Origin of the sequence: Microlunatus sp. GCM10028923 (assembly GCF_042666975.1) — a bacterium.
Lineage (GTDB): Bacteria > Actinomycetota > Actinomycetes > Propionibacteriales > Propionibacteriaceae > Microlunatus.
On sequence record NZ_JBHTFF010000004.1, the window covers coordinates 196,788 to 223,396 of the forward strand.

Consider the following 26,609-nt stretch of genomic DNA (forward strand, 5'->3'; position numbering starts at 1 on the left):
CGAATAGGAAATACGGGATTTACGAAATGCTCGGCATCCGGACGGAGCGGAGTCGGAGCAGCGGAACGTCGCGGGCCGGTCAGACCAACAGGTCGGCACCGTCGCGCAGGGTGGTGGCCCGTTCCCGCTTCCGCAGCTCGACGTCCTCCGGGTTGGTCGAGGCCAGTCGGTGGAACTCGTCGGTGAGCCGGATCTCGGTCGGTACGGCGCGGGAGTCGAGGTCCTGGTAGATGAAGATCGAACCGCGCAGGATCCGCGAGTTCCGCGGGCTCTTCAGCGCGTGCATCGAATCCCAGTTCGGCTGCTCACCGGTGTGCGAGTCGCCGCCCAGGGTGCCGGGCAGCATGATCCGCGCCTTGTAGCGCTCCGGATTCAGCCCGGCGATCCGGCAGGCCGCGATCGCCTCGTCCTCGTCCTCCAGCGGCCCGATCGCGAGTCGCGAGATGTAGCCCTTGAGGCCCGCCTCCAGGGCGTCGGTGACCCGCTGGGTGAACAGCAGCGGCAGCACCCGCTGGGACCGGGCCAGCCGGCCGAGCCGCTCCACCTCGGCCGCGCCCGCTCCGAGGAACATCCAGGCCTCGTCCAGCGACACGAAGCCGCCGCCCCGGGACCGCAGCGCCGCCGCGGAGCCGAACACCATCATCCGGACCAGGGCCAGCGCGGTCCGCTGCCCCAGCCCGTCCGGCGCCTGCCCGGCCAGCGGCACGTTCAGGTGGTTGTCGCCGACCATGATCAACGTGATCCCCTCGGCCACCGTGAGCGCCTGGGACTGCGGATCCGTACCGCACAGGGCGGAGAAGGTGGCCGAGTTGCGGGCCTCGGACAGCACTCGCCTGATCATGTCCTCCGGAAGATGATCAAGCTCGCGGTCGGCGATCGCCAGCGCCTCGCCGATACAGGTCGCGCCCTGCTCGACCCCGTACCGCAGCGCCTCGCCGAGCGGCTGCTCGACCCGGGCCTTGGCCGAGCTGTCGCCCCAGACGTTGATCGACAACAGCATCGAGCTGGCCAGCTCGACCCCGACCTCGGTGCTCGCCGAGAACCGGATCGGGTCGAAGATCCCATCCGCCGAACGGATGTCGTCCAACCGGATCGTCTGCCCGCCGCAGGCCTCGACCACCGCCGAGTGATCGGATCCCTGCTTCGGGTCGATGATCACGCCGGACTCGCCGCCGCGGGCCCACTGGTCGGCGAGGTTCAGCAGCAACATCGTCTTGCCGGAACCGGTCGACGCGGCGCAGAGGAACAGCGGCAGCTTGTCCTTGGCCGACGCGGCTTTCGGCGACAGCCAGGCCGGCTGCCGGTCCCGCTCGGTGAACCCGACCAGCGCGCCGTCGGCGTCGCCGACGAATGACAGCGACGTCATCCCGGACGCGGCGATCACCTGGACCGGAATGTCGTGCAGCTTCGGATTCGCCCGCACGTTGGAGCACAGCCAGGTCTCCGCCATCGCCCCCGGCTGCAGCAGCGTCATCGGGGCCAGCCGGATCGGATTGCTGGCCGAGTTGAACGTGTCGAGACTCTTGATCCCGGAGAACGCCACCAGCGCACTGGCGTCGATCAAGGACGGATTCGCGCCGCCCTTGCCGTAATGATCTTCGACCTGGCCGAGCTTCATCAGCATCTCGTCCTGCTCGCTGCGGGACAGCTGACCCTGCTTGCGCCGATCCTCGATGTCCCGGATGAACCGCTTCCGCTGAGTTCGCAACTGATTACGGGTCATCTTCGCAGGCTCCACCAAGCCACGGACCGACACCGCAATGGCGCCCTCGTCGATCACCGTCGACACCCAATGGGCGACCGGATCGGTAGGTGAATCGAAGTCGAAGTCAAACTCCGTCACGGAAGCATAGGTCACCGCGCTCTGCCCCGGTACGGCCTCCAGCGACTCGCAGTTCTCAGTGCCGACGATCTCGGCGATGCGCATCGAGTCGGGCGAATGGAACACGTGCATGTGCTCGAGATGGTTCAGCCGCGGGGTCGCCGGGGTGTCACCGAGATTCCAGTACGCATCCGCCAACTTGAGCTGCTCAGGGCGGGGCACGATTAGTCCGCACCGAGCGAGGGCAGCATCGACCCGCGCGTAGTCCTCGTCGAAGTCGGCTAGCGGAATCAGTCCGTCCTTGAAGAACGCCGCCAGCGAGTCCACCCGGTCCCGGAAGCCGCCGCCACCTCCGACCTTGTCGTTCAACTGAACGCCGAACAGCAGCAGTCGCTTGTCGACCGGCTCCTCGCCGAATCCCTTGTTCAGATACGCGCCCAATGGATGAGTCCAGGACAGATGGAAATTCTCCTGGATGTTGAGAAGCAGCGCGTGCGTCCTTCTGTAGGACGAACGCGCCGTGTACCGACGGTTGGACGATGCATCGACCAGTCCGGCAAGCTCGACGTATGCCCGGAACAGCGGAGTCATTGCGTCCATAGCCGCTTTGTCGTCCCGCGCGTCGACCACAGGCTTCAGCGGCACCGAGCGATAGAGCCAAATGCTGCCGTCCATGCTCGACCGGCACCGGCCACCGGGATAGGTGGGCCCGAGCGTCGTGTAATAGGTCGGCTTGGTGGACAGCTGATTCAAGGTCGCGCCCCGACGCTGCCGACTGGCCATGATCAACTCTCCGTTCTCAACGCGGTCCGGGATCAGTGATGGCGTTGCTGTAAGGGGTAAGTTCCGTGCCGGGTGGCCCCCAGGCCACCACCGCCGGTGCAGCGGTGTCAGCGCGATCCAGTAGTAGGTCGTAGGTGAGCCTCGGCTGCTGGGTACCCTGCCCGGCGGTCGCCCAGACCACGTTAAACGACGCCCGAACCAGAGCCTGCCGAGGCTTCGCTGTTCTCGTCCGTTCCACGTCCTCGGTCCAGAGTGCGCCCGTCTCCCGGATCGACGGAGCGCTGAAGGTCACCCCGCTCAGCGGAAGATAAGCTCGACTAGCTTCCGGATCGCCGACCGCGAGCTTCAGCGCCGCAGGATCTCCACCGGTGTAGGCCTTCGCCCAAGCGCTCACAGCCGAGGTGTACTCGGCTGGGGCGGTCATCGACTCTACCCCCGGCCACGGCCACTCGGCCTGATCACCCGACCCTGGCCCCGAAGCCCGGATCGGTACCAGCGCCGGATCGGATATCGGGATCGCGCCGCTCGGCGTGATCAATAGCTGGATGCTCGTCTCATACATCCTGCCTTCGGGCGCCGCCAGCACGAACCGGTACGTCGCCAGAGTCCGAACGACGTTCTCCTCACCTTCCCGGGGCTGGGCTGGCTTGCTGATCGAACCGATGTACGCCACGACCCGGCCACCGGGAAGCGGCGACGGGTTGCTACTCAGCCACTCCTCCACCGCAACCTGGGCCTGGGCCGCCTCCCTGGTCGTGGTCGTGTCGGACGACGGTCCCGTGCTCGCCGCCGGTGGAGTCAGCACTCGCACGCCCAGGACGACCACGGTGAAGATCAGGAACGGGAACAAGATCGCCGACACCCACAGGTAGATCGTGATCACCCGGCGCCGCGCCTTGCCCCGATTCGGGTCGACGACGACCGGCAGCGTGTCCGGCTCGTCCCACCAGTCGACGTTCTTGATCTTGCGCGCGCCGTTGGCCGTCTTCATCAGCCGGCCTCCTTCCCGCGCCGCCGGAACCAGCGACGACGGTCCTTGCCCGAGTCCGGTGAATAGGGAGCCGCCTCGACCGGCATGTCGAAGATCCGCTGCAGCACGACGTCGATCATGTTCGCGCAGACCGGGAGATCGGAGGCGAGCTCGCCCGCGTTCATCCGGGACAGGATCTCGTTGTCCTCCCAGATCGTGCCCAGGTGCACCGAGAGCTCGCGCAGCGCGGCGACGATGCGATCTTGATTGTGCAGGGCGATGTTGGTGGGCACCCTGTTGATCAAGGACATGACGTGACTGGGATTCACGCCGAGCCTGATCAGCCGCTCCATCACCTCGATCAGGTTGGACAGTCCGGCGGTCGACATGCCGGTCACGGCGAGCGCCCAGCCGCCGGAACCCAGCTCGGGTTCGATCACCTGCGACACCAGGTCGCGCGGATCGTCCCGCTCCAGGATCTGGGTGTCCAGCACGACCAGGTCGGCGAACTGCCGGACCTGGCTGATCATGCCGGCCAGCACCGAGGCAGTCAGCCGGCCGGTGCCCAGCTGCTCGGCCGTCGGCCCCTGGATGAACGCGAAGTTGACCTTCGACAGCCGGGCGTCCCGGGTCCGGTTCAGCTGCAGCGGCGAGATGATGCCGGTCCGGACGTTGTCGTCGAGGACCGCATCGAAGATCGTCGGCAGGTTGCCGTCGGCGACCCGCAGGAAGGTGGCGAGGTCGGGCTGGCCGAGGTTGGCGTCGACCAGGACCACCCGGCGTCCGCGGTTCGCGGCCCGGTTGGCGACCGACAGGGCCAGCGACGACTTGCCGACGCCGCCGGACCCGGACAGCGCGAACAGCACCTCGGCCTCGCCGGTCCGGATGGCGCCGCCTCGCAGCGCTCGCCGTACCGACTCGGCGAACAGTTCCTCGTCCGGGCTCGGCGGCTGCTCGGGCTCGGCCGCGCGGCGCGGCACGCCGGCGGCGTCGGGGTCCCACTCGGACCAGTCGGGCTGGTTCGGGTCCAGCAGCGATCCGTCCGGCTCGAACTGCAGCCCGGGCGGCAGCTGGTCCAGGTCGATCGCGTCGGTGACCACCCCGGCGTTCTTGAGGACGTCCACGACGGTGCTGCCCGGTCGCAACTGGTACGTCCGGTAGCCATCGCCGTCGTCGACGATCGGGTACTGGTCGGTGCCGAGCACGGTCAGGTTGACGTGACGGTAGATCCGCGGGATCAGGCTCTGCACCCGCGGTTGGTTGAGAATCAGGCAGCCGACCGGGCCGAACTCGGTGACCAGGTCGTGCACCCGGTCCGCGGCGATCCGCAGGTCAGGACTGGAGGCTACCGTGAATCCGGCCCTGACCAGGTGGATCGCGAGCGGATCCAGGCCAATGAGTCCGATCGGGGTGGTCACGTCACCTCACCTCCCTTCCATATTCTTCATGATCTTCTGGGCTGCCGCGATCAGGCCTGGCGACGCCTCTTCATAAGCCTGCGCCGACCACGTTTCCGTCACCGGATCGAATACCAAAGTCACATACCACCATTTGTTCTGCGAGCTGCCTGTCGCCTCGGACACCACCGTGGCCTGGGAAAAGGTACCGTCAACCACCGCTGACCGTACGGGGGTGATGACCGGTATCCGCGAGGTGGACGTGACCGACATTCGCTGGGCCAGATAGGGCACCGTCACCTTGGCCAACTCCTGATCGCGAATCGCCGGATCTCGTACCGAAAAGGCCTTCCAGAAGGCCGTTGCACGGTTCGTGACCACGGCCTCCTCGGCGGGCGTCAGGCGGCTGTGCTCATCCGCGTCCGTACCCGTGCTGGGCACATTCGTCGGCGGTGGCGCGGTCGGCGTGTCGGAGGCACCTTCGTCCCCCGGGTGCTCGTACGGCGCGCTCGTCGTGGCGGCAGGCGGCAGCGGCGGCTCGCCGGACCCTTCCGGCGTCCGTGACGCGACGGACCGCCAAATCCCCACCACAACCGCCACAACGATCACCACCGCCAGTGCGATCCCGACCACACTCGTCGAACTCCTGGTCGCCATGGTCAACAGTCCCCGGCGGGCACGTGGCCCGCGTTACTGGTCATCTGCGGCGAGCAGCGGATCGGGACACCCTGCTGCTCCAGGTACGTCAGCGGGTTCATCACCGCGCCCCCGCGCCGGACCTCGAAATGGAGGTGGGCACCACGCGCGTTCCCCTGCTCGCCCTCGGTGCCGATCACCTGACCCCTTTTCACGGAGGTACCGGGTTTGATGCCCGGGCCGAACGAATTCAGGTGGGCGTAGAAGGTCTGGACACCGCCACCGTGGTCGATCACCACCAAGCGGCCGTACGAGCACCCTCGGTTGCTTCGCCGCTGCTCGTTCGTGTAGCTCGGGCAGAACACCTTGGTTGTGCTGACTGTGCCGTCGGCGACGGCGAGGATCGAGGAGCCCTCGTTGGACGACAGATCCTGCCCGGTATGTCCCTCGTAACCCCAGCACTCGCCGCTGCCGGAGACGCAGACGCCATGGCCGATCGAGTAGTTCTGTGCCGTCGGCAGGCCCCACTTGCCGTCCCCGCCGCCGGTGTCGACCACGCCCTTGTTGCCGTACACGGAGACGTGGATGTGGTTGCGGTGGGCGGCGGAGTCGCTCGGGCCCGAGTAGCAGCCGGCGGCTGCCGTACCGCACTGGCGCCAGCCCTCCTCGGCACGCTGAACCGACCAGATCCGTTCCTGCCAAATGATGTACATGATGCCGAGCTGGCGCCAGTTCGCCTTGAGCCATTCGGCCGCCTCGTCGCCGAGTTTCTGGCCGGCCGGCGTCTCGTACCCGGGGATCATGAAGTCGACCGCCCGATAGAGCGGGTGCTCGCCCCAGGTCGTGTAGTAGTAGCCGCCGATGTCCATGATCGCCGGGAACTTCTGCTTGGTGCAGCGCAGCGTGCGCAGCGCGTCCGGCTTCAGCCCGCGCTCCGACGGCAGCCCGGTCGCCGGGCAGTTCGCGAAGTCGCCGCCCTGGCCCTGGCATTCGTCGGTGGCCGACACCGGTCCGGTCACCCCGCCGAGCCCGTTGATCAGCGCGACGGCCTCGGCCTCGCGGGTCGCGTAGCGGTCCGGAAACGCCGAACCCTGGACCTTCTGGGCCACGTCCCCCGGCGGCAGGGACTGCCACCCGTCGGTCTGCAGCAGCCCGGGCAGGTGGTAACCGGCGTCCCCCGCGGGTTCCGTACCGGCCTTCTTGGCGTCGGCGACGTTCTGGGCGGTCACCTTACGGCCGACGTAGAACGCCTTCGCGCCCACCTGGATGTCGTTGAGCTGCTTGACGTTCTCCTCGTACGTGCGCCCGTCGGCATACCAGCCGATCAGCGCCCGCTGCTGAAAGACGCCGACATCGTGATTGCTGTCGGGACTGGACGTCGAACTGTCCGCACCGATCTGCGACTCGACCAGCGCGGTCATCAGGGCGATCCGCCAGGCCGGCTCCGGCAGCTTGAGCGCCTTCCCCACCGCGATGATCGCGGCCGCGTTGCGGATCTGGAGCTCGGTGAACCCGTCCAGCCGAGGCAGATTGCCGGGCAGGCCGATCATCGCGATCTGGCCCGGCGTGCAGGATCCCGCCGGTGCCTGCGGCTCCTGTTTCTGGCCGATCGCCCAGCGGTACGCGGCATCGAAGACCCGGGCCTGGTCGCCGCTGGTCGAGGTGGGGAGCTGGGAGAGAACCTGCTCGAACGCCTTCCGGGTCCGGTCGTGCACGCCCGCGCTCGCCGGATCGTCCTGGTTGATGCCGATGATGAAGCGGTCGGCGTCCTGCGGGTCCGGGATCGTCACGGCGCCCGCGTCGACCGTCAGCGGGTCGGTGCCCGGCCCGGCGATCATCTGGGCCGCGAACAACCGGCCCAGCAGATAGCCGGCCAGCTGGCGGTCCTTCGCGGTCTTCTCGGTCAGCCGATCGATCCCGAACGGGGCCGCAGCCTTGTTGAAGCCCGCCACCTTGATGCCGTACGGAGGATCACCCGGTTGCGTCCAGTCGCCGGCGGACCGGTCGATCGCCGCGAGCACGGTCCAGGTGGTTCCGGAACCCTCGGCGGCCAGCTTGTAGAGCGAGATCTCCTTTTCCGTCAGGCCCTCCGCAGTCGCGGCCTCGTACGAGAGTTCCTCGCGGAATCCGGTGTCGGTCGCGACCGCGCCGCCGACCTGGGTGACGGACTGGATCAGATTCACGATGAGATAGGCCGGTACGACCACCGCGATCACGGCCGCCGTGAGGATCCGGCGCCTGGCCGCGGGATTCTTGGCGATGCCGATCCCCGCACCGACCGCTGCGCCGGCTGCGGCGCCCTGAGCACCGCCCACGGCCGAGCCCAGCTTCGCGCCTGCCTTGGCGTTGCCCCCGACGTCGCGTACGTCTCCGCCGACCGAACCGTCCGAGTCACTGCCGGACATCAGCCGTTTCCCGGACGCCAGCGACCGGCGAACGCCGCCCCTCGACGGTCCGTTCCCGTTGTCGCTTGGACCGTCCTGGGCCATCCCCCGGTCACCTCCCTTCACAACGAGGGCAGGCTGCGGTCCCCGAGTCGTCGAGGCACGCCGCCCACCATGCCGATCCCGCCGTCTCCGAAGAGAACGGGCTCGGCCCCCCGAGGGACATCACACACGCCGGTTTATACCATTGTGACCTGAGTGACGAACTGGGTCCAACGGTTGTCTCGCCGCAGTCGGTGGCAGAACTTGAGCGACCCTCGCTCAGCCCCTGTCCTCCGTGCTCATGGGACGACCCTCGTCGCCTCCGTCAGGCTTCTGGAGAGCCTCCAGAATCGTCACAGCCAGCCGCGTCGCCCGGTCGAAATTGGCATCGGCGGCCAGGACCTCGTACGGCTCGTCGGATTCGATCCGATCAATGACCTCGCTCAGAACGCGCAGCTGAGCATCGATGTGATCTCCGAACACCTTGCCCGCCTCAAGTGCGGACCCCAACCCGCTGTCGTCGAAAAGGGTCTCGACACACTCGACGAACGACGACAGATCCGGAAGTGCTTCACCGGTCCAGACCCGTGCCTGGTATGCGCGGTCGCCAAGTTCACGCAGGGCACCGACGATCTTTTCTTCGTAGATCCTCAAGCGGATGCCTCTGGCGATGTCGGCATGGCGCTAGAGGGTCGCGACCGAGCGCCGGGACCAGTCGAAGAGGTCCGCCTCGGACCCGTTGAGCAGCGTCACCAGTGCATCGGCGCCCTCGGTGCCGACCACCGCCATTTCCTCATCGGTGATCCCGATCGCCTGGAGGTATCGCACCTCCCGATCCCCGACCTCCAACGAGACGAGGCCGCCATCCCACAGTTCCGGAACGATGAAGAACAGATGGCGCAACGGTCCGTGCGCAACGATGTCCGGCAGGACGGCACCCGGGTAAATTTCGTCGCGCCCCAGGCAGAGAAGGACAGCATCCGAGATCACCTCCATCGCGCCCCCGAACGCACCGGAATACGTGAGAGAAATCTCCAGACCGAAGTCCTGAGCCTGGCCGTCGATCGTTGCCTCGTACTCGGACAGGCACACGCTGGCCAGGGTCGTATGTCCTTCACCGGGGGTTTCCGGAAGCGTCATGATGTCCGCGGCCGATCCCTCCCAATGGATCCTGGTCACCGACGGCTTGACCGGCGCCAGGCTGGCCAGACGCCTGGCCAGCGCCTTCGCATGATCACTTACATCCACGCCGGCCTCCAGGGTTCTGGGCGTCCAACTTCGGCATCTGCCTATCCAAGGAATGCACCGGATGCGTCCTCCGACCTGCGGCTTCGATTCGACTGGGGAAGGTCGGGCCGATACCGGGTTGCATCGTTGTGCTCATCCAAGAACTGTGCTCGACTGATTCCTCTGTGCACGGCACTCAATTCATGCTTTCGGAATTCGTACCCGGGCTTGTGACCCATATCCCAAGACTTGTTCACGGACATGAAGCTTCCAGTCTCGGGATCCCTAACACGTCCGGTCCCGGGTTCGACACTAGCCGGCCAAACCTCCGCGCGAACGCTGGCGCGATGTCGCGACGGCCGCTTGTACGGGTACGGGTCAATCGAACCGCTCGAGTCTCCTGAGCCTCCGTTCTCGGAACTTTCTTGCGCTTTTCGCCCAGCACTTGCTGCGGCCGCACGTCGGCGACGCTGAGCTTCGGCGCGCTGGGCCGGCGTTGAATTCGGATCATTCAGAATGGTTTCGGGGGAGTTCATATCGGCGCCGTTGGCACTGGTCTGCCGACGCGGCGGGATGGCTTGCGTGGACTCGAGTTCGGAGTTTCGCTTCCCGAGGCTGCGCAAAGGCCGGCTGGCGCTGCTCTCACCCTCCTGCCCCTTGCCACGCCCCCGGTTCACTAGCCCCCTCGCGCCATCTAGGATCTGCTGGCCGCCGGTTCGAATAGCGCCGAGGCCAGCGCCCCCCGACAGAGATCCGCCCCAGGCCATCGCGCCTCTCACGGACATCGGTGAAGGCATGCCCGCCTTTTGGAACGCGAAGTGTAGGGCGATCGCGGCCATGACCGGGGCCAACCCACCAAGAATTAATGTCATGTCGGAGTTGGGACCGGCGAAGTTCTTGATGATGTTCAGGATAACGTTCGTGAACAGCGTCACGAGGCTCATGATAAAGATCGCAAACGCTGCTGTCAGTGACAGCCCGACGTAGATCTTGACGAACCTGATCAGCCGATGGTTATCGCCCCGGGGCAGCAGGCACAGTAGCGCAACGAAGATCACCGACAGCAGCATGAACGCCGCGACAGACTTCACGATCATGATCGCGGCGCCGAGCGTTCCGAAGACGGCAGCGACGCCGATCGCGGAGAGCATATAGCCGATCACCGCAGAACTGCTCGCGACTTGGTTGGTCCCGTGAAGGGCGGAGATGAAGTCGTAGATCGAGGCTGGCATGTCCCCCGCCACCTTTTTCAGCTCTCCGTCGCCGTCGCCCCAGTCGAAGATATCGTTGACTTCTTCGCCGGGGGTATTGAAGAAGTCGAAGCAGGCTCGGTCGAACGCCTGGCTCCTGCCCTCAGCGGCGCCGACTCGCTCCGCCTTCGCCTTGATCAACCACTCCTGCCCCCGCGGAGCGCGCCAGCCGTCCGGCTTGTCCAGATTCTCGAGTAGCCCGTCTTGCGGTACACACGCCGCCCAGGCGATCCAGGCCTGGTCCTGCTCCTGCCGATTCAACGGCTTCCAAGCCGGCGCGCTGGGATTCACCCGGGCTTGCGTGATTGGGAGCCGCTTCTCCGGCACCCGCGACATCACATCCGCCCGAGTGGCAACAGACTCGTTCTCTGTCACCCCTTGACCTTCGACCACGTAGGTCACGACGCCAGCCGGGATGCCGGCGTTGTGATCGAGCATCCGGCACGCAACCCGATTCTGCCCATTCAAATTGTCCCGACCGAACTGGCCGACTGACCAGGCCCGATAGCCCGAGACCTGCCACAGGTTGGAAACCGTCTGAGCCGGGATCGACTTGGCATCGATCAAGGCCCCACCTCGCTGGGCGGAGGCGTCATATCCCTTCCGAAGGGCGTTGACGTAAGCGCCACAGCTCAGTTGGTCTGTGTCAACACCAATACCGTCCTCGATCCGCGGTGTGTTCAGCGCTGCTGCAGGAGCAGCAGCGATCTCCGTTATCGCCTGATCGATCATGGTGGCGAACCAACCAGGCGAACCCTCTCCGGGTTCGAAGTTTCCAGAACTGTCAACACGACTGTTGGAAGCACCAACGACCATCATCACAAGTGCCCCGATAATCACCATCTTGACCAGGAGCCGTGCCATCCATCCCGCTTCACGCCGCATACCCTGGACCAATAGGCCGATAACAGCTAGTGCAACAACACCGGCTAGGAGCGGCGAGCCAAGCAGGGAGCGTCCGAACTGCGCTGCCGCGTTGTCGATCGTCGCACCAACGGACTCCAACGGACAGAAATCGGTCGACCACATCACAAACTTCGTCGTCACTGAGTACAGAAAATCTCCGGCCGCGAAGGTACTCCCCTGCATTTGACGCTGGAACGGACCAAGGTCAAACGGCGTGCCTCCTCCCGTACGCACATGCAACTGCTGCGTGGCGCCTGACCATCGCTCAACCGGAAGGTACTGATAGTCAGTCGTCCCGTCACTGGTCGCACAGACTCCACGCACCTTGTCAAGGTCATCGTCAGGATTTGCCGATGCCGGTGATGCACCTAACAGAATTGCAAGCAACGACAGCAACACAGCGCCCGCGAGGCGTCCCACAAACTTTATCCCCGCCGTGTTCATGTCGACATCTTTCAGTCGAAGAGTGACGTCACACGAGCAACAGTACTGACGGGCCTTAACGGCTGCTCGTCCGGTGGAACTTGCTTCAACGGATTCGCGGCGCTTCCGCGCTTGAGGATGGCCCAGTCATCGTGTGGGACCTCAACTACGGCAGGCCCAAGCATGAACTGATTCATGATGGAGTTTCGACGATTCACAAGCATTTGATAGTTACGAATCTGGAGTCCACGACGCGTTGCCCCATGGAAGAGCCAGATTGAAGCAGTAACAATTACGACGAGCAATAGACCCGCAATGGGGCCAAATATGATCCACAGGAACAGTGTCGGAATCAGTCCAATCATCGCTGCAACGATTCCGACGATAAAGCCACGGTAGGGCAGATCTACAGGACCAACGGTTTGGTGTCGAGTGTTGGATGCCTCACGGCCGGTCATATCCGTAAGCGCATACAAGGGCTGTTCATTCATAAATCACCGCAACCTAGGAGTCTTGCGCTCTATCCCACAGCCCAACTGCGGTGTTTGCAACCAGGTCCACCAGACCCAGAATCGCAGGCATCAAGAATCCAGGTGCTGCTAGCACTGCCCCGAAAACGATCGCCCAAACTACCCAGCCACGCGGCGAATTCTCATCCGAGTAGCCTCTAGTCCGACGCCAGAGGAAGACGATCAAGGCCCCAATAATTATCAGCAAACCAATCCAGGCCGCACCGGTAGTTAGCCCAGCGCCGCCCTTGTCTGTGACCGCGTCCCAGAAATCGGTCCAGGCTCCGGATAGATTGACCTTTTCGTCCATGATTCATCTTCCGCTAACTGCCACCGACAATGCTAATCACGATCTTCACAATCAGAAAGACGGCTAGCACGGCACCCGCGATCGCCAACGGAACTGCGCCACTCTCCTCGAGCCACTCCGTCACCTGATCCCGGTCGCGCCTAGTCATGCCAAATCTGGCACGCACCCGACCGACCAGAGCCTCACGCTCCTCACCGGCCCGCAGTCGCCTAACGTCTGGTCCGCTCATCGCCCACCTCCCCAGTCACGATAGGTCCCGCACTGGCACCTTGTCCATGCTAGCGCCAGCGGAGCGGCCTACCTGCCCTAACCTCAGGTCGGCGTCCAGGAACATCGCGCTGCTGGTGGGTCGGCATTCTAGTACGGACCTCTGCAGACCTAACGCATGCTTGCCCCGGCGGTGTCGGGGCATCGTCAAGAGAGAGTCAGGTCAAATTTCATTGAAGTAAGGGAGAATGATCCGCTTCCGGGGTTCGGATCAGAATATGACCGAGCCCGGAAAGTGCCCTTTGGACTGTAGGTTATCTCAACATTCTTCGCAGTATCAGGAATCTGTAGGAGCACTCGCCCGTCCCGTACGTAACTACCGTCAGAGGCCGGCTCACCGTTCACAACCTTTCCCGCAGTTCGACCATCAACTACTATTCCTACTGCCCCGGCAGCTATCTTAGCACTCTGGTACTGGATGAGCCCACCCTGCGTCACCCTTGGTTCAGTGTCGGTAATGCTGTCAACCCAATTGAGGTAAACCCACATCTGGCCTTCTGGCGCCCATCCCTCAAGCCTGTCGTACGCAGAAATCTTAGCACCCACGAAAGTGACGCGGTGACGACACTCGAACTGACCAATCTTCACGCTGTCATCGAAACCCTTATTTATGTCGAATTCAGTTACGTCCCGATACCAGCCGCCCGCAGTCTTCGATGTACGCTCACCAGTGCGGAACGAAAGGGTCTGTTCGACCCCAGCCACGCCAGCAATTAGTTCAGCATCCTTTCCCGCGGCGACTGAAGCAACGATTGTTGCCCGCGAGGCACCGAGAAGATCGTCGGTAATGCTGTTGATCTTCCCGTCGATACGGACAGAGTAGGATCGCGAGGATTCGATCTCTTCGTCTCCCCCACTTTGCCGATCTATTTCCACCGTGAGTGCCAGGAACTCCTCATTCTCTGCCGGCACATAATATGGGGCTTCACCTCCTCCTTGCAATCTGGGGACGCCTCCGAACTTCACCACTTTTACGTCTTCAGAGGGAGTATAGATGACGTTATTCTTCTCCGGGGTGCCCCCTCCAGCCAACACTTCGTCATCGGCAAGCGCAACCACACCTCGATCAGCCTGGGGTGCAAAGGGCATCGGAACCTGGTCAGCCTGAATCGGTTCCTTACCGTCAGGCCGATACAATTCGATTCCGGCCGGAGGCTCAATACCCGTCTGACCGACGCTGATTGTCGAAGCATCGACGGAGACCTGGCCGTCGCCCTGCAGTCTTGGCTCGAAGAGTAATTCATCAAACACTCCCGGAGCACCTTCATCGCTAAGATGCCTTATCGGTCCACACAATGCACGGGGTTGTAGTGTCTCAGTTGACGGATCCCTCAGAAGCCAACAATGCGACTCCTTTGCGACCTGCGCATACTTGTCTGCGGCCGATCCATCTCGCCATGCTTGTTCTAGAACAGAGAGATATGGCACATTGCTGTCGACTTTGGCTCCATCGACGCGGACTGTGGTCCCACACGCACCCAACACTGAGCTGGCCAGCACGGCCATTCCGATAACCACTGCAAGCTTGACCCTGTGCACTTAGACCCCTTCAATCATAGCTTCTATCTCGACCAACCAACCGCTGCTCATTGAGGCCTCGTTTCGGCCCGGTCCGACGGATCCCTCTGTTCTGGTACAGGATCCAAGGTCATGGAGCCTCACATCATCTAACGAGTACGTGAACCTCACCCACTTCAAAAGTTCGTGGAACCGCAATACTGTGAGTTGTGACGCCGGATTGTCCGCCAGCGCGCCAAGATAGTTCCCAGCTTGAAGTGGCGACGACATCGTACACGCCGGGCGAGGTATAGATGTGACCACAGGTTGGCGATGGCTTCCCGGCCGGAGTTCCTACAGTCCATGCCGTGCCGCGACTGCACCGGATTCTCGTCCCATCGCCCATGTCCCATAGTACGTCCGTCAATCGAACCGATACGGAGACTGTTAGGCCCCCACTCTGTTCGGTTACGGAGTTCGCCTCCGTTCCCCCTTCTGTCCACAGCCAGACCGGAAAGCCGACGGCAGTATCGAACGGATATTCATGCTGCGATCGATCCGGCCCCATCAGTGGGTCCATTGCAGTGAATCTAATTCTAGACACGACCTCGAGGGCAATGTCTTCGACCGATTCTTCATCACTGAGTTCTGCTGTGGCCCATTGGGTTCTCTGGCACTCGATATAGGAAGCCGGATCATCAATCCCCCAGCACTGTGGCTGAGGATCCGAATAGTACATGACCTCAGTCCACGTCCATTCTGATCGATCCTCAGGTAGCTCGTCCGGCGCCCTGACATCCTTGTCGTCCGGTAATCCTGGTTTCATCCAGGGACTTTCGTCGTCGTCCTTGTCAGCCTTACGATCCCCGATGACGCAGGTTACCTCGCCGGTTTTGGAATGTACTCGTTTGAAGGTTCCGTCCGGGCATGATCTTTCCTCTGCAGTCGCATCAATGGCACTCATCCCAAGGACTAAAGAACATAGAGTGATTATGACCAGCACCGTGGACTTGAGTATCTTCCCACCCATTATGCGCACCCCGTACTGCTCGGGATCACACGCGACGACACGAGGTACACGAGCCAGCGTCCCGAAGTCTTGTCAAGCCGAAGGTGCGACTGCTCATCGAGAAATTGCGGATGGCTGTGCGGCGCACCCTTCTTTGTGACTTTGACGTTTGTCTGGTCAACACAAAGGTGCCATCGCACCTCTGGCGATTTATCTTCAATGTCAGACATGGACAGAATTCGAAAGTTTCGGAGTGTCGCGGATCCCGTACTTTTGAAGCCGCCGGATCGCAACGACCTTATCTCATCGAGATACGACGAGCGCGCCGGACCCTTCGGATCCAGGAACTTTTCCATGTAGGCGGGAATGCGCGCTGCACCCCCTGATTGCGAGACCCTGTCCTGCGCCTGCCAGAATTCTATGTAGGCCTGTTTGGAATCTGCGATGGCCTTGTCTCGGGCTGATGTCGGGGTCGGAGTGGGTGTCGGGCCCATCCTCGTGCCAGAACTGGGCACAGTCGGGCGGGAGGTCGCAGGCGGCGGTTCGGTGCTTCCGCGGCAGCTGTAGGCGGGCAGGAGAGTGCAGGCCAAGAGGACCACCGCGAAGGGACGCCAGCGGCGGGGGCGTTTGCGGGTGCCGGGGCTGGGTCTCTGGTCCGCAGCTACCGGCAGCCACTGCGTCGGGCCTGCCATGGACGTCACTATGACATCCAGTGGGCGCCTAACTCTAGACGCCAGCCCGAACTTGTGGATAACTCACCCGAGCTCGGCCGCCTGTTGATAACTCAGCCTGAAAGTTGCGTCAGCTGAGGCCGGGGAACCAGAGGGCGATCTCGCGGTCGGCGGACTCTGGGGAGTCGGAGCCGTGGACGAGGTTCTCCCGGTTGGACAGGGAGTAGTCGCCTCGGATGGTGCCCGGGGCAGCCTTGCGGCCGTCGGTGGCCCCGTTCAGCAGGCGTACGACCTCGATGGCTTCGTCGCCCTCGACCACCAGGGCCACCGAGGGGCCCGAGGTGACGAAGGTTCGCAGGGGCGGGTAGAAGGCCTTCTCCACGTGCTCGGCGTAGTGCTGATCGGACAGTTCCCCGTCCACCTGGCGCAGTTCCATGGCGACGATCGACAGGCCCTTGCTCTCCAGCCTGCTCAGCACGGCCCCGACCAGTCCACGCCGGACGGCGTCGGGCTTGATCAGGACGAAGGAGCGCTGGGCCGCGGGCGCCGGCGGCGTCGGGGTGTCAGTCATGGCTGCACCTTATCCATCGCCATCCGGGTCGGACTCAGGCGGTCGGGGCTCCCCCGGCGCGGGGCGCGCGGCGCTCCAGGCGACGTCCGAGGACGAAGAACAGCAGCCAGACGCCGGCGAAGATCGCGCCGACGACGAACATGGTCGGGTTCGCGAATCCGAGGGCGATGCCGGCCACCTGGGTCAGCCAGCCGAGCGGGTACCCGGCGGTGGAGCGCATCAGGCCCGCGCTCGCCAGGGCCAGGAGTGCGGCGAGTCCGCCGAGGCCGCCGGCCACCCAGCCGGGCAGGCCCGAGATCAAGATCATCACGGGGATGGAGAGGCCGAACACGATCACCTCGAACATCAGGGTGATCATCAGCGGCATCCGCATCGGGTTGTCGGCGGCAAGCCTCATCTGCCGTCGCCCTCGGGTTCATCGCTGACCAGGGGGCGCAGCGGGTCCTCGGCCGGCGCGCGGCGGATCTGCGGCGGCGCGTAGTCGTATCCGTCGAGATCGTCGCGGCTCCAGTCCTCCGGATCCGTGTCCTCTTCCTCCTCCGGATCTTCCTCGGCCTCGACGACCGCGTCCCCGCCGTTCACGGGCCACGGCTCGTTGCCGGCCAACAGGGTCCGGGCCTCGCCGACGGCGATCACGGAACCGGTGATCAGGACGCCGGCGTTGCCGTACTCGTCGGCGTCGGCCAGGCCGATCGCGGTCTCGATGGCGTCGTCCAGGCGTGGCTCGACCTGAACCCGGTCGGTTCCGAGGATCTCCGCCGCCAGTTCGCCCAGCGCTTCGGCGGGCATCCCGCGATCGGTCGAGGCCACCTGGGTCGCGACGATCCGGTCGACGGTCTCGGCGAGTTCGCTGATCAGGCCGCGGGCGTCCTTGTCCCGCATCACGGCGATCACGCCGATCAACGGGCTGAAGCCGAACGCCTCGGCCATTCCGGTGGCCGCGGCGCGGGCACCGTGCGGGTTGTGGGCGGCGTCCAGGACGACGGTCGGCGACCGGCGGATCACCTCCAGGCGCCCCGGCATCCGGACCTCCGCCAGCCCGGCCCTGATCACGTCCGGTTCCAGCGCGCGCATGCCGAGGAACGCCTCGACCGCCGCAACGGCCAGCGCGGCGTTCTCCGCCTGATGTCCACCGTGCAGGGGAAGGAAGACGTCGTCGACCGGTCCGCCGGACGCGTTGAGGCGGATCAGCTGGCCGCCGACGGCGACGCTGCGCGAGAGCAGGCCGAAATCGATCCCGTCCCGCTGCACCAGCGCACCGACCTCGGCGCAGCGCGCCAGCAGCGTCGCCGCGGCGTCCACCGGCTGTCCGGCGAGGATCGCGTGGGCACCCGGCTTGATGATGCCCGCCTTCTCCTTCGCGATCTTGTCCACCGTCGAGCCGAGCAGATGGGTGTGATCAAGATCGATCGGCGTGATCACGGCGACCGCACCGTCGGCGACGTTGGTGGCGTCCCAGGTGCCGCCCAGGCCGACCTCGATCACCGCGACGTCGACCGGTGCGTCGGCGAAGGCGGCGAAGGCCATCGCGGTGATGATCTCGAAGAAGGTCATCGCGACGCCGTCGATCTTGCGCTCGTCCACCATCGCCACGTACGGCTCGATGTCGGCCCAGGTCGCGTCGAAGCGCTCCTCGTCGATCGGCCGGCCGTCGATCATGATCCGTTCCGTGACGCTGGTCAGGTGCGGGCTCGAGAATCTTCCGGTACGCAAGCCCGCCGCCCGCAGCAGCGATTCGATCATGGCGGCGGTCGAGCCCTTGCCGTTCGTACCGGCGACATGGATCACCGGGTACGTCCGCTGCGGCTCACCGAGCAGGTCCATCAACGCCTGCACCCGACCGAGACTCGGCGCGACCCGGTGTTCCGGCCAGCGAGCGGTGAGGGTGGCGACGAGTTCGGCATGTGACATAGCCAGCACAGTCTAGTGGGGTGTCTCGGTACTGGCTTGCCGACGGGACGTGCCTGGGTGCGGGCATCGCCAGGCCGACGAAGGAGGCCTATCGGGTCATAGGTCGACCGAGGAGAACGCAGCGAGGCGCGTTCCCAGGTGCGTCCCGTTGGTGAGCCGGTGCCGAGACGCCCCACTAGTGTTCTGGGCGATGAACACCACCGACTGCCTGGCCTGCACGCACACCGGCGCCGACACACTGCCGGACCGGGAACAGGTGGTCCGGACCGAGCACTGGCGGGTGGCGCACGCCTTCGACTCGGCCCTGCCCGGCTGGCTGGTGCTGCTGCCGACCCGCCACGTCACGAGCTACGCCGACCTCACCGACGCCGCCGCGGCCGAAGTGGGGCCGATGCTGCTGGACCTGTCCCGTGCCCTGCGCACGGTGGTCGGCTGCGTGAAGACGTACCAGATGCTCTTCGCCGAGAAGGAGGGCTTCAGCCACCTGCACATCCATCTGGTGCCGCGCGCCGCCGACCTGGCCCCGGACCTGCTCGGGCCGAACATCTTCGGCTACCTGAAGCAGCCGCGGGAGCAGTGGGTGCCGACCGACCGGATGGACGAGCTGGCTCGCGAGCTGCGCGCCGCACTGCCGCAGCGATAACCGATTGCCCCTCCCCCGGCGCCACGTGATCATGACGGGATGTCCGAGCCTGCGTACCTGACCGCGAACCGCGCCAACTGGGACGACCGGGCGGTCGCCCACGTCGCGTCCCCCGACTACCGGGTCGCCGAGTTCGACGATCCCGACTTCCTCAGTGACGTGGTGCGGTTCGATGCCGAGCGGCTGGGCGACGTGCGTGGCCTGCGTGCCGTTCACCTGCAGTGCCACATCGGTACGGACACGATCTCACTGGCCCGGCTCGGCGCGAAGATCACCGGCGTCGACCTCTCACCGGTCTCGATCGACCGCGCCCGCGAACTGGCGGACCGCACCTCGACGCCGGCCGACTTCGTCGTCGCGGACGTCTACTCCGCGCCCGCGGCTCTTGATCGTTCCGGCAGCTTCGATCTCGTCTACACGAGTATCGGCGCGCTGTGCTGGCTGCCCGACATCGACCGCTGGGCCGGGGTCGTCGCCGAGCTGCTCCGGCCGGGCGGCCGGCTGTTCCTGCGTGACGGGCACCCGATGCTCCATGCCACCAACGAATCCCGGCCGGACGGCCTGCTCACACTCGAGTACCCGTACTTCGAGACCGAGCCGTTGATCTGGGACGGCGACGGCACCTACGTCCAGACCGATCACAAGATCACCCACACCACCAGTTACCAGTGGAACCACGGGCTCGGCGAGTTGATCACCGCGCTGCTCCGGCACGGCCTCGAGTTAACGCTGTTCGAGGAGCACGACACGGCACCCCATGAGGCGGTGGCGGGACGGATGACGCCGCTCGGCAACGGCGAGTGGCGGCTGACCGACCGTCCGGAGCGGCTGCCGCTGACCTTCACCATCGCCGCGACGAAGCGTCCCTAGCCCGCGGCCGGCAGCGTTCGGCGAGTTCGGCCAAGGCGGTCCCGATCCGGGTCCGGGCCGCCTTGGACGTCCCGTCCGGAAGGGGTACGGCGAGCACGGCGGCCCGGCCGCCGGGGCAGGCGACGCAGAGCTCGTCATTGCCGGCCGCCGCCGTCCCGAACCGCCACGGTACGGTCACGCGGCGCGACGCCGACCAGTCGAGCACCGCCTGCCGTTCCTGCACCGGAAGGCCGAGGAAGTCACCGAACCGGTCCAGGGTCTCCCGCAACTCGGGCTCGGGCAGCGCCGCCAGGGCCGGCGTTCCCTGATCGCCGGACCAGCCGCGGGTCCGGTCGCCCGGCCGCGGCGTCACCATGATCAACTGCCGGCCGACCCGGACGTCCACGCAGAGCACCTCGGTGCCCTGGACGACCTGCACCGCCACCGTCTGCTGGTGCAGCACCGGGTCGGCTGCCCAGGCCGGCCCGAACCTGATCAGGTCGATCGCGTTCCCGACCAGGCCATCGCCGAGCTCGGTCAACAGGCCGCCGAGCACGAACCGTGCCTCGGCCCGGCGTACCCAGCGGCCGGCCTCCAGCGAACCCAGCAGGTCCGACGTCGAGCTCTTGGCCAGGCCGAGCCCGGCGCCGATCCGGGCGCCGGGTGCCGGACCGTCGTGCGCCAGCAGGTCGAGCACCCGGGCGGACCGGCGGATCGCGGGCGCCCGGCCGGCCTCCCGCTCAGCCCCAGGCTTCATAGTCGAGCCAGCTCTCGGCGGTGATCAATCGGGTCGGCAGCAGTACGGTGCTCTGCGGCAGCCGGTGGCCGGTCCGCAGGGCCGCAGCCAGCCGAGCACCCTCCCGGGCGATCCGGGCCGGGTCCTGCGCGGCGGTGGCGATGATCGGCCCGCCGCCCCGCACCTGCCGGACCGCCTCGGCCGAGCCGTCGACCGTGACGATCTTGGTCGGCAGCCGCCGCTCGGTGATCACGTCGGCGGCGCCGTACGCGGTCAGGTCGTTGATCACGAACAGCCCATCCAGGGCGCCGTCGGCGAGCAGCCGCTCGGTGCAGGCGCGGCCGGAGTCGCGGTCGTGCCAGCCGCTGAGCCGGCCGGTGATCATGATCGCCGGGTAGTCGGCCAGGGCGGTCCGGAAGCCGGCCACCCGATCGGCCATCGCCGTGATCGGCTGTCCGTCGACGATCCCGACCCGGCCGGCGCCGCCGAGGGCGCGGGCCAGGTAGTGCCCGGCAGCGGCGCCGGCCTGGGTGTTGTCGCTGGTCACCGACGCGTCGACGCCGGCCGTCCGGGCGTCGATGGCGATCACCGGCACGTCCCGTTCCCGGGCCTTGTTGATCATGGCCTCGAAGCCGGTCCCGGCGACCGGGTTGATCATGATCACGTCCGCGCCGGCGTCGATCAGCCGGCCCAGTTGGCGGCGTTGCCGGGCCGGGTCCTCGGCCGCGTCGCCGACCTCCAGCTCGGCCCCCTGCTCGGTGGCGATCTCGGTCAGCGCCGCGATCTCGACGTCGAAGAAGGGATTGTGCAGGTTCGGCACCAGCACGCCGACCACGGCGCCGAGCGGTCGCCCGGACCGTGCCGACGCCGCGAGCTCGGCCAGTCGCGGACCGAGCCAGAAGCTGCCGTCGGCACCGCGGACCAGCAGCCGCTCCGCAGCCAGTGCGGCGCAGTCCCCGGCCACGGTGGTTCGCGGCACTCCGGTGCCGCCGGCGAGTTCGGGGATCCGCATCGGCCGGCCGGTCTCGGCGATCAGCCGCAGCAGTGTCGCGGCCCGCCCGACGGCCGGCACCCGTCCCTGCATCGTGCGCACCTCCGGCGATCTCCACGGAACCGAGCCATTGACACCCCGCGAGAACCGAGCCTACGCTCAAATCGGCCAGAATTTCGGACCCCAGTTCGAAATATGGGGTCCCTCCCGTGCGGGATTCGAGGAGGCTCAATGAGGATGTCTCGTCCGGTCGCGATGCTGGCGGCGTTCGCACTCGCCGTCGCGGTCACCGGCTGCACCCAGCGGTACGACGCGCCGGCGCCCGAGTCCGGCGGTGAGAAGGTCAAGGTCGCGTTCGTCCCGAAGCTGCAGGGTTCGCCGTACTTCGAGGCGATGGACGCCGGCGGCAAGCGGGCCGCCGCCGATCTCGATGTCGAGTGGCTCTACCAGGGCCCGACCACGGCCGACGCGGCCCAGCAGGCCGACGTGGTCCGTTCGTTCATCCAGCAACAGGTCGACGTGATCATGGTCGCGCCGAACGACCCGGACTCCATGGCTCCCTTGCTGAAGCAGGCCCAGGAGGCCGGGATCAAGGTCGCCACCTCGGACACCGACGCCCCCAGCTCGGTCCGCGAGGTGTTCGTCAACCAGGCGACCGCCGACGGGATCGCCACCCAGGTGATCGACTCGCTCGCCGAGGCGATGGGCGAGTCCGGCGAGTTCGCCATCGTCTCCTGCGGCGAGACCGCGGAGAACCTCAACTCCTGGATCGCGGCCGAGAAGGCGTACGTGAAGGAGAAGTACCCGAAGATGACGCTCACCGAGGTCGGCTTCTCCGGCGAGGACCAGGCCGCCAACGCGCAGATGGCGACCGACTACATGAACGCCAATCCGAAGCTCAAGGGGCTGATCGGCCAGTGCACGACCTCCGCCGTCGGCGTCGCCCAGGCGGTCCGGGACGCCGGCAAGATCGGCAAGGTGTTCACCGTCGGGGTCGGCACCCCGCAGTCGATGAAGCCGTACCTGCAGGACAAGTCGTGTTCGGCCTCGGTGCTCTGGAACGTCGAGGAGTTCGGCTACCTGACCGCCTGGGCCGGGCTGCAGCTGGCCAAGGGCACGCCCTTCGCCGAGACCAACCAGGTGAGCGATGCTCTCCCCTCGGTCGCCTACGACGGCGGGCAGAAGATGCTCCTGCTCGGGCCGGCGTTGGAGATCACGCTCGACAACGTGGACGAGTTCGACTACTGAGGCCGGGCCGGTGACAACCGAAGCGGTGCCGCGGATCCGGGTCGGCGGGATCGCCAAGAGCTTCGGCGGGGTCGCGGCGATCCGGTCCGCGGACCTCGCCGTCCGGCCGGGTACGGTGCACGCCCTGGTCGGCGAGAACGGCGCCGGCAAGTCGACCTTGATCAAGATCATCTCCGGCGCGGAGGTACCGGATCGCGGAGTGATCGAGTTCGACGGCCGGCCGGTCACCCTCGCCGGAACCGCCGAGGCGATGGCGCTCGGCGTCGCCACGGTCTATCAGGAGCCGCAACTCTTCGCCGAGTTGACCGTGACCGAGAACATCTTCACCGGCCGGGAGCTCCGCCGGGCCGGCCGGGTCGACTGGCGCCGGCAGCGGGACCAGGTGGACGAGTTGCTCCGGCTGATCGGACTGCCCGAGCGGCTGGCCACCCGCCCGGTCGGTCAGCTCCCGATCGCCGTCCAGCAACAGGTCTCGATCGCCAAGGCGCTGGCCCAGCAGGCCTCGGTGCTGATCTTGGACGAGCCGAGCGCCATCCTCACCGAGGCCGAGATCGAGGTGCTGTTCCGGGTGGTCCGCCGGCTGACCGAGCGCGGTGTCTCGGTGATCTACATCTCGCACCGGCTGGACGAGCTGGTCCGGATCGCCGACGAGGTGACGATCATGCGGGACGGACGGACCCTCGGCACCCAGCCGATCGGCGAGCTCAAGGTGCGCCGGATCGCCGAGCTGATGGTCGGCGGCGCGATCGAGGAACGGGCCCGCGAGCACCCGACCGAACCGGGCGCGCCGGTGCTCCGGCTGGAAGGACTGGCCGGCGAGGGCTTCCAGGACGTGCAACTGTCGATCAAGGAGGGTGAGATCGTCGCCCTGTACGGCCTCGTCGGCTCGGGCACCGCCGAGATCGCGGGAGCGCTCTGGGGCATGACCAAGATCACCGGCGGGACGGTCGTCCTGCGCGACCGTCCGGTCCGGCCCCGATCCCCACGGCACGCCCAGCGCCTCGGCATCGGCCTGCTCCCGGCCGACCGCAAGCGGCAGGGACTGTTCGCGTTCCAGTCGATCGCGTTCAACGTCTCGGCCGGCCAGATCCCGCTGCTCAGCCGGCTCGGGCTCTGGTTCGACCGCCGCCGCGAACGTGAGATCGCCCGGGCCATGATCGAGCGGTTGGCGATCCGCAGCACCGGCGAGCGGCAACCGGTCGGCACCCTCTCCGGTGGCAACGCGCAGAAGGCGGTGCTGGCCCGGCAACTCGTCGACCCGCCGGCGCTGCTGGTACTGGCCGAGCCGACCCAGGGCGTCGACGTCGGGGCCAAGGAGGAGATCCACCGGCTGATCGCCGAGCTGGCCGACCAGGGCGCGGCGATCATGGTCGTCACCGCCGACCTGCCGGAGGCACTCCGGATCGCCGACCGGGTGGTCGTCGTCCGGGACGGCAGCACCACCACCGAGTTCGGGCCGGAAGCCTCCCAGGTCGACGTGCTCGCGGCGGCCAGCGGCGACGAGTCGGAGCCGGCCCGATGACCGCCCCGCCGACGATCGCCCGGTCCGGCCGCGTGCTGCCGTCGCCGGTGTCCGGCCAGGAGGTGGTCCTGCTGGTCGTCGTCGCCGTGGTCTGGCTGCTGCTGGCGCTGTTCACGCCCGCCTTCCTCAGCCCGGAGTCGCTGCAGCCGATGCTGTCCAACGTGGCCCCGATCGCCCTGGTCGGCATCGGGATGACGTTCGTGATCATCGCCGGCGGGATCGACGTCTCGGTCGCCGGAATGATCATGGTCTGCGCCGTCGTGGTCGCCAAGGCGATGACGGTGCTGGCTGCCCCGCTGCCCCTGGCCCTCGCCCTGGCGATCGCCCTGGGCGGCGTCCTCGGCCTGCTGAACGGAGTGCTCACCTCGTTCGGCCGCGTGCATCCGATCATCATCACCTTCGGTACCGCGAACCTGTTCCTCTTCCTGGGTCTGCGGGTCTTCGACTCCCAGGTGGTCAACGACCTGCCGGACACCCTGGCCCTGCTCGGTCGCGGCGAGGAGGGCCGGCCGCTCGGCCTGCCGACCTCGTTCCTGATCATGATCGTGCTGGCCGCGCTGGCCTGGTGGTATCTGCGCTACACCGCCGGCGGGCGGCACTACTACGCGATCGGCGGCGATCCCGCGGCGGCCCGGCTGGCCGGTGTCAGGGTGCAGCGCCGCACCGCGCTGGCGTACCTGATCACCGGACTGCTGGTCGGCCTGGCCGCCTGTGTCGCGATCGCCAACGGCACCCAGACGCTGGCCCCGACGGTCGGCACCGGGATGGAGCTCAAGGTGATCGCGGCGGTGGTGATCGGCGGCACCTCGATCACCGGCGGCCGCGGTACGGTGCTCGGCACCGTGCTCGGCGCGATCCTGGTGCAGAGCGTCACCTCCGGCGTCACCCAGCTCGGCTGGCCGTCCCAGCTGAGCGAGCTGTTCGTCGGCGTCTTCATCATCATCGCGGTCGGTGCCGACCTGCTCCGCCGCCGGCTGCGGGGCGAATCGTGACCGGCCGGGTGCTGCGGGCCGTACTGACCCAGCGGGCGATCCTGCTGGCGATCATGATCGTCATCGTGCTGGCGGTGTTCACCGTGCTCGACCTGACCGGCGGGCTCAGCGGCCGCTACAACTCCGACTACCTGGCCGGCGCGCTGATCACCGTCGTGCCGACCGCGATGCTCGGCCTGGCCGAGCTCCTGGTGATCGTCTCCGGCCGCGGCGGGATCGACCTCTCGGTCGGCTCGATGGTGTCCCTGGTCGGGATGATCTTCGGCTTCCTGTACGGCGTCTGGGGCTTCGGACTGGCCTTCTCGATCGTGGCGGCCGTGCTGGTCGGCGGACTGCTCGGCGCGGTGAACGGCCTGCTGGTGGCCTACCTGCGCTTCCCGGCGCTGATCGCGACTCTCGCCACCTACTACGCGTACAAATCGATCGCGATCGTGATCAACGCGCAGCAGCCGATCAACTCGGCACCGATCCAGGGCCTGTTCGGCACCGCCCAGTCGGTCGAGCTGCCGCTGATCGGCCGCTACCTGCCGCTGATCCCGCTCGGCACGGTGATCTTCCTGCTGCCGACCGCCCTGATCGTCTGGTACGTGATCGACCGCTCACCGTACGGCCGTCGGCTGTACGCCATCGGCACCAACGACGTGGCGGCGACCTGGTCCGGGATCGACGTCGCCGGCACCAGGTTCTGGGCCTACGCCGGCGCCGGCGCGGTGTCCGGCCTGGTCGCGGTCGTCACGGTCGGCCAGTTCGCGTCGGCGCGGCCGGACGCCGGCACCTCCGGCAACGGGATGGCACTGCCCGCGATCACCATCGCCGTGCTGGCCGGCGTCGCGATCACCGGCGGGATCGGCCGGGTCTCCGGCGTGATCCTGGCGGCATTGCTGATCAGCTGGCTGAATGCCGGCATCCTGCTCACCTTCGCCGGGAACGTCGGCACCCAGACCCAACTTCTCGCCCTCGGCGTCCTGCTGATCGGGGCGGCGCTGCTGAACGGCTACACGAACCGTAGATTCCAGGTGTTGGGTTAGCGAGCAGAGGGAGGC

Annotated in this window: 21 protein-coding genes; 6 read left to right on the plus strand and 15 right to left on the minus strand. The window is 66.4% G+C overall.

The annotated features are described in order from the left end of the window. Nucleotides 1-79: 79 nt before the first annotated feature. From ACFQU4_RS11155 to ACFQU4_RS11215, 13 genes are all read right to left on the minus strand, one after another. Nucleotides 80-2,605 (minus strand): ATP-binding protein, encoded by a 2,526-nt coding sequence (locus ACFQU4_RS11155; RefSeq protein ID WP_377492236.1) that lies wholly within the window; start codon nucleotides 2,603-2,605, stop codon nucleotides 80-82. A 16-nt stretch (nucleotides 2,606-2,621) separates the two neighbouring features. Beyond that, nucleotides 2,622-3,596 carry a hypothetical protein gene (locus ACFQU4_RS11160; RefSeq protein WP_377491124.1) on the minus strand — a complete coding sequence of 325 codons (975 nt, stop codon included), beginning with the start codon at nucleotides 3,594-3,596 and terminating at the stop codon, nucleotides 2,622-2,624. After that, complete coding sequence (locus ACFQU4_RS11165) at nucleotides 3,596-4,993, minus strand: P-loop NTPase (RefSeq protein ID WP_377491127.1); 1,398 nt, start codon at nucleotides 4,991-4,993, stop codon at nucleotides 3,596-3,598. The genes ACFQU4_RS11160 and ACFQU4_RS11165 overlap by 1 nt, the downstream gene beginning before the upstream one ends. A gap of 6 nt (nucleotides 4,994-4,999) precedes the next feature. After that, complete coding sequence (locus tag ACFQU4_RS11170) at nucleotides 5,000-5,629, minus strand: hypothetical protein (protein ID WP_377491130.1); 630 nt, start codon at nucleotides 5,627-5,629, stop codon at nucleotides 5,000-5,002. A 2-nt stretch (nucleotides 5,630-5,631) separates the two neighbouring features. Beyond that, the gene (locus ACFQU4_RS11175; protein WP_377491133.1) at nucleotides 5,632-8,013 is read right to left on the minus strand and encodes a M23 family metallopeptidase; all 2,382 of its coding nucleotides are present in this window, start codon (nucleotides 8,011-8,013) and stop codon (nucleotides 5,632-5,634) included. 300 nt (nucleotides 8,014-8,313) lie between these two features. Beyond that, complete coding sequence (locus ACFQU4_RS11180) at nucleotides 8,314-8,688, minus strand: hypothetical protein (protein ID WP_377491136.1); 375 nt, start codon at nucleotides 8,686-8,688, stop codon at nucleotides 8,314-8,316. A gap of 30 nt (nucleotides 8,689-8,718) precedes the next feature. After that, nucleotides 8,719-9,174, minus strand: coding sequence for a suppressor of fused domain protein (locus tag ACFQU4_RS11185; protein ID WP_377491139.1), 456 nt, complete (start codon nucleotides 9,172-9,174; stop codon nucleotides 8,719-8,721). A 149-nt stretch (nucleotides 9,175-9,323) separates the two neighbouring features. Further along, nucleotides 9,324-11,861 (minus strand): GH-E family nuclease, encoded by a 2,538-nt coding sequence (locus ACFQU4_RS11190; RefSeq protein ID WP_377491142.1) that lies wholly within the window; start codon nucleotides 11,859-11,861, stop codon nucleotides 9,324-9,326. An 11-nt stretch (nucleotides 11,862-11,872) separates the two neighbouring features. Continuing rightward, nucleotides 11,873-12,331: a hypothetical protein gene (locus ACFQU4_RS11195; protein WP_377491145.1), complete on the minus strand. Its 459-nt coding sequence runs from the start codon at nucleotides 12,329-12,331 to the stop codon at nucleotides 11,873-11,875. Between the two features lie 742 nt (nucleotides 12,332-13,073). Next, nucleotides 13,074-14,177, minus strand: coding sequence for a hypothetical protein (locus ACFQU4_RS11200; RefSeq protein ID WP_377491148.1), 1,104 nt, complete (start codon nucleotides 14,175-14,177; stop codon nucleotides 13,074-13,076). Nucleotides 14,178-16,233: 2,056 nt separating this feature from the next. Further along, a complete protein-coding gene (gene ndk, locus ACFQU4_RS11205) occupies nucleotides 16,234-16,674 on the minus strand; it encodes a nucleoside-diphosphate kinase (protein WP_377491151.1) in 441 nt (146 codons plus the stop codon). 34 nt (nucleotides 16,675-16,708) lie between these two features. After that, complete coding sequence (locus ACFQU4_RS11210) at nucleotides 16,709-17,071, minus strand: DUF4233 domain-containing protein (protein WP_377491154.1); 363 nt, start codon at nucleotides 17,069-17,071, stop codon at nucleotides 16,709-16,711. Next, nucleotides 17,068-18,585 carry a bifunctional folylpolyglutamate synthase/dihydrofolate synthase gene (locus tag ACFQU4_RS11215; protein ID WP_377491157.1) on the minus strand — a complete coding sequence of 506 codons (1,518 nt, stop codon included), beginning with the start codon at nucleotides 18,583-18,585 and terminating at the stop codon, nucleotides 17,068-17,070. Before ACFQU4_RS11215 ends, ACFQU4_RS11210 begins: the two co-directional genes overlap by 4 nt. 190 nt (nucleotides 18,586-18,775) lie before the next feature. Between ACFQU4_RS11215 and ACFQU4_RS11220 the strand changes: the two genes are divergently transcribed. Both ACFQU4_RS11220 and ACFQU4_RS11225 read left to right on the plus strand, forming a co-directional pair. Further along, nucleotides 18,776-19,228 carry an HIT family protein gene (locus ACFQU4_RS11220; RefSeq protein WP_377491160.1) on the plus strand — a complete coding sequence of 151 codons (453 nt, stop codon included), beginning with the start codon at nucleotides 18,776-18,778 and terminating at the stop codon, nucleotides 19,226-19,228. Nucleotides 19,229-19,267: 39 nt separating this feature from the next. Further along, the gene (locus ACFQU4_RS11225) at nucleotides 19,268-20,098 is read left to right on the plus strand and encodes a class I SAM-dependent methyltransferase (protein WP_377491163.1); all 831 of its coding nucleotides are present in this window, start codon (nucleotides 19,268-19,270) and stop codon (nucleotides 20,096-20,098) included. On the opposite strand, the gene ACFQU4_RS11230 is transcribed toward ACFQU4_RS11225, so the two are convergent. Together ACFQU4_RS11230 and ACFQU4_RS11235 are read right to left on the minus strand one after the other, a co-directional pair. Next, nucleotides 20,070-20,834, minus strand: a complete 765-nt coding sequence (locus ACFQU4_RS11230; protein WP_377491166.1) for a helix-turn-helix domain-containing protein — start codon at nucleotides 20,832-20,834, stop codon at nucleotides 20,070-20,072. The genes ACFQU4_RS11225 and ACFQU4_RS11230 overlap by 29 nt on opposite strands. After that, a complete protein-coding gene (locus ACFQU4_RS11235) occupies nucleotides 20,818-21,897 on the minus strand; it encodes a substrate-binding domain-containing protein (RefSeq protein WP_377491169.1) in 1,080 nt (359 codons plus the stop codon). Before ACFQU4_RS11235 ends, ACFQU4_RS11230 begins: the two co-directional genes overlap by 17 nt. Before the next feature lie 138 nt (nucleotides 21,898-22,035). On the opposite strand from ACFQU4_RS11235, the gene ACFQU4_RS11240 reads away from it, so the two are divergent. The 4 genes from ACFQU4_RS11240 to ACFQU4_RS11255 are packed head-to-tail and all read left to right on the plus strand — an operon-like array spanning nucleotide 22,036 to nucleotide 26,594. After that, on the plus strand, nucleotides 22,036-23,052 hold the full coding sequence (locus ACFQU4_RS11240) for an autoinducer 2 ABC transporter substrate-binding protein (RefSeq protein WP_377491172.1): 1,017 nt from the start codon (nucleotides 22,036-22,038) through the stop codon (nucleotides 23,050-23,052). Nucleotides 23,053-23,062: 10 nt separating this feature from the next. Next, nucleotides 23,063-24,574 carry a sugar ABC transporter ATP-binding protein gene (locus tag ACFQU4_RS11245; protein WP_377491175.1) on the plus strand — a complete coding sequence of 504 codons (1,512 nt, stop codon included), beginning with the start codon at nucleotides 23,063-23,065 and terminating at the stop codon, nucleotides 24,572-24,574. Next, entirely contained in the window at nucleotides 24,571-25,566 is a 996-nt protein-coding gene (locus tag ACFQU4_RS11250) for an ABC transporter permease (RefSeq protein WP_377491178.1), read from the plus strand. The genes ACFQU4_RS11245 and ACFQU4_RS11250 overlap by 4 nt, the downstream gene beginning before the upstream one ends. After that, entirely contained in the window at nucleotides 25,563-26,594 is a 1,032-nt protein-coding gene (locus ACFQU4_RS11255; protein ID WP_377491181.1) for an ABC transporter permease, read from the plus strand. Before ACFQU4_RS11250 ends, ACFQU4_RS11255 begins: the two co-directional genes overlap by 4 nt. Nucleotides 26,595-26,609: the final 15 nt, after the last annotated feature.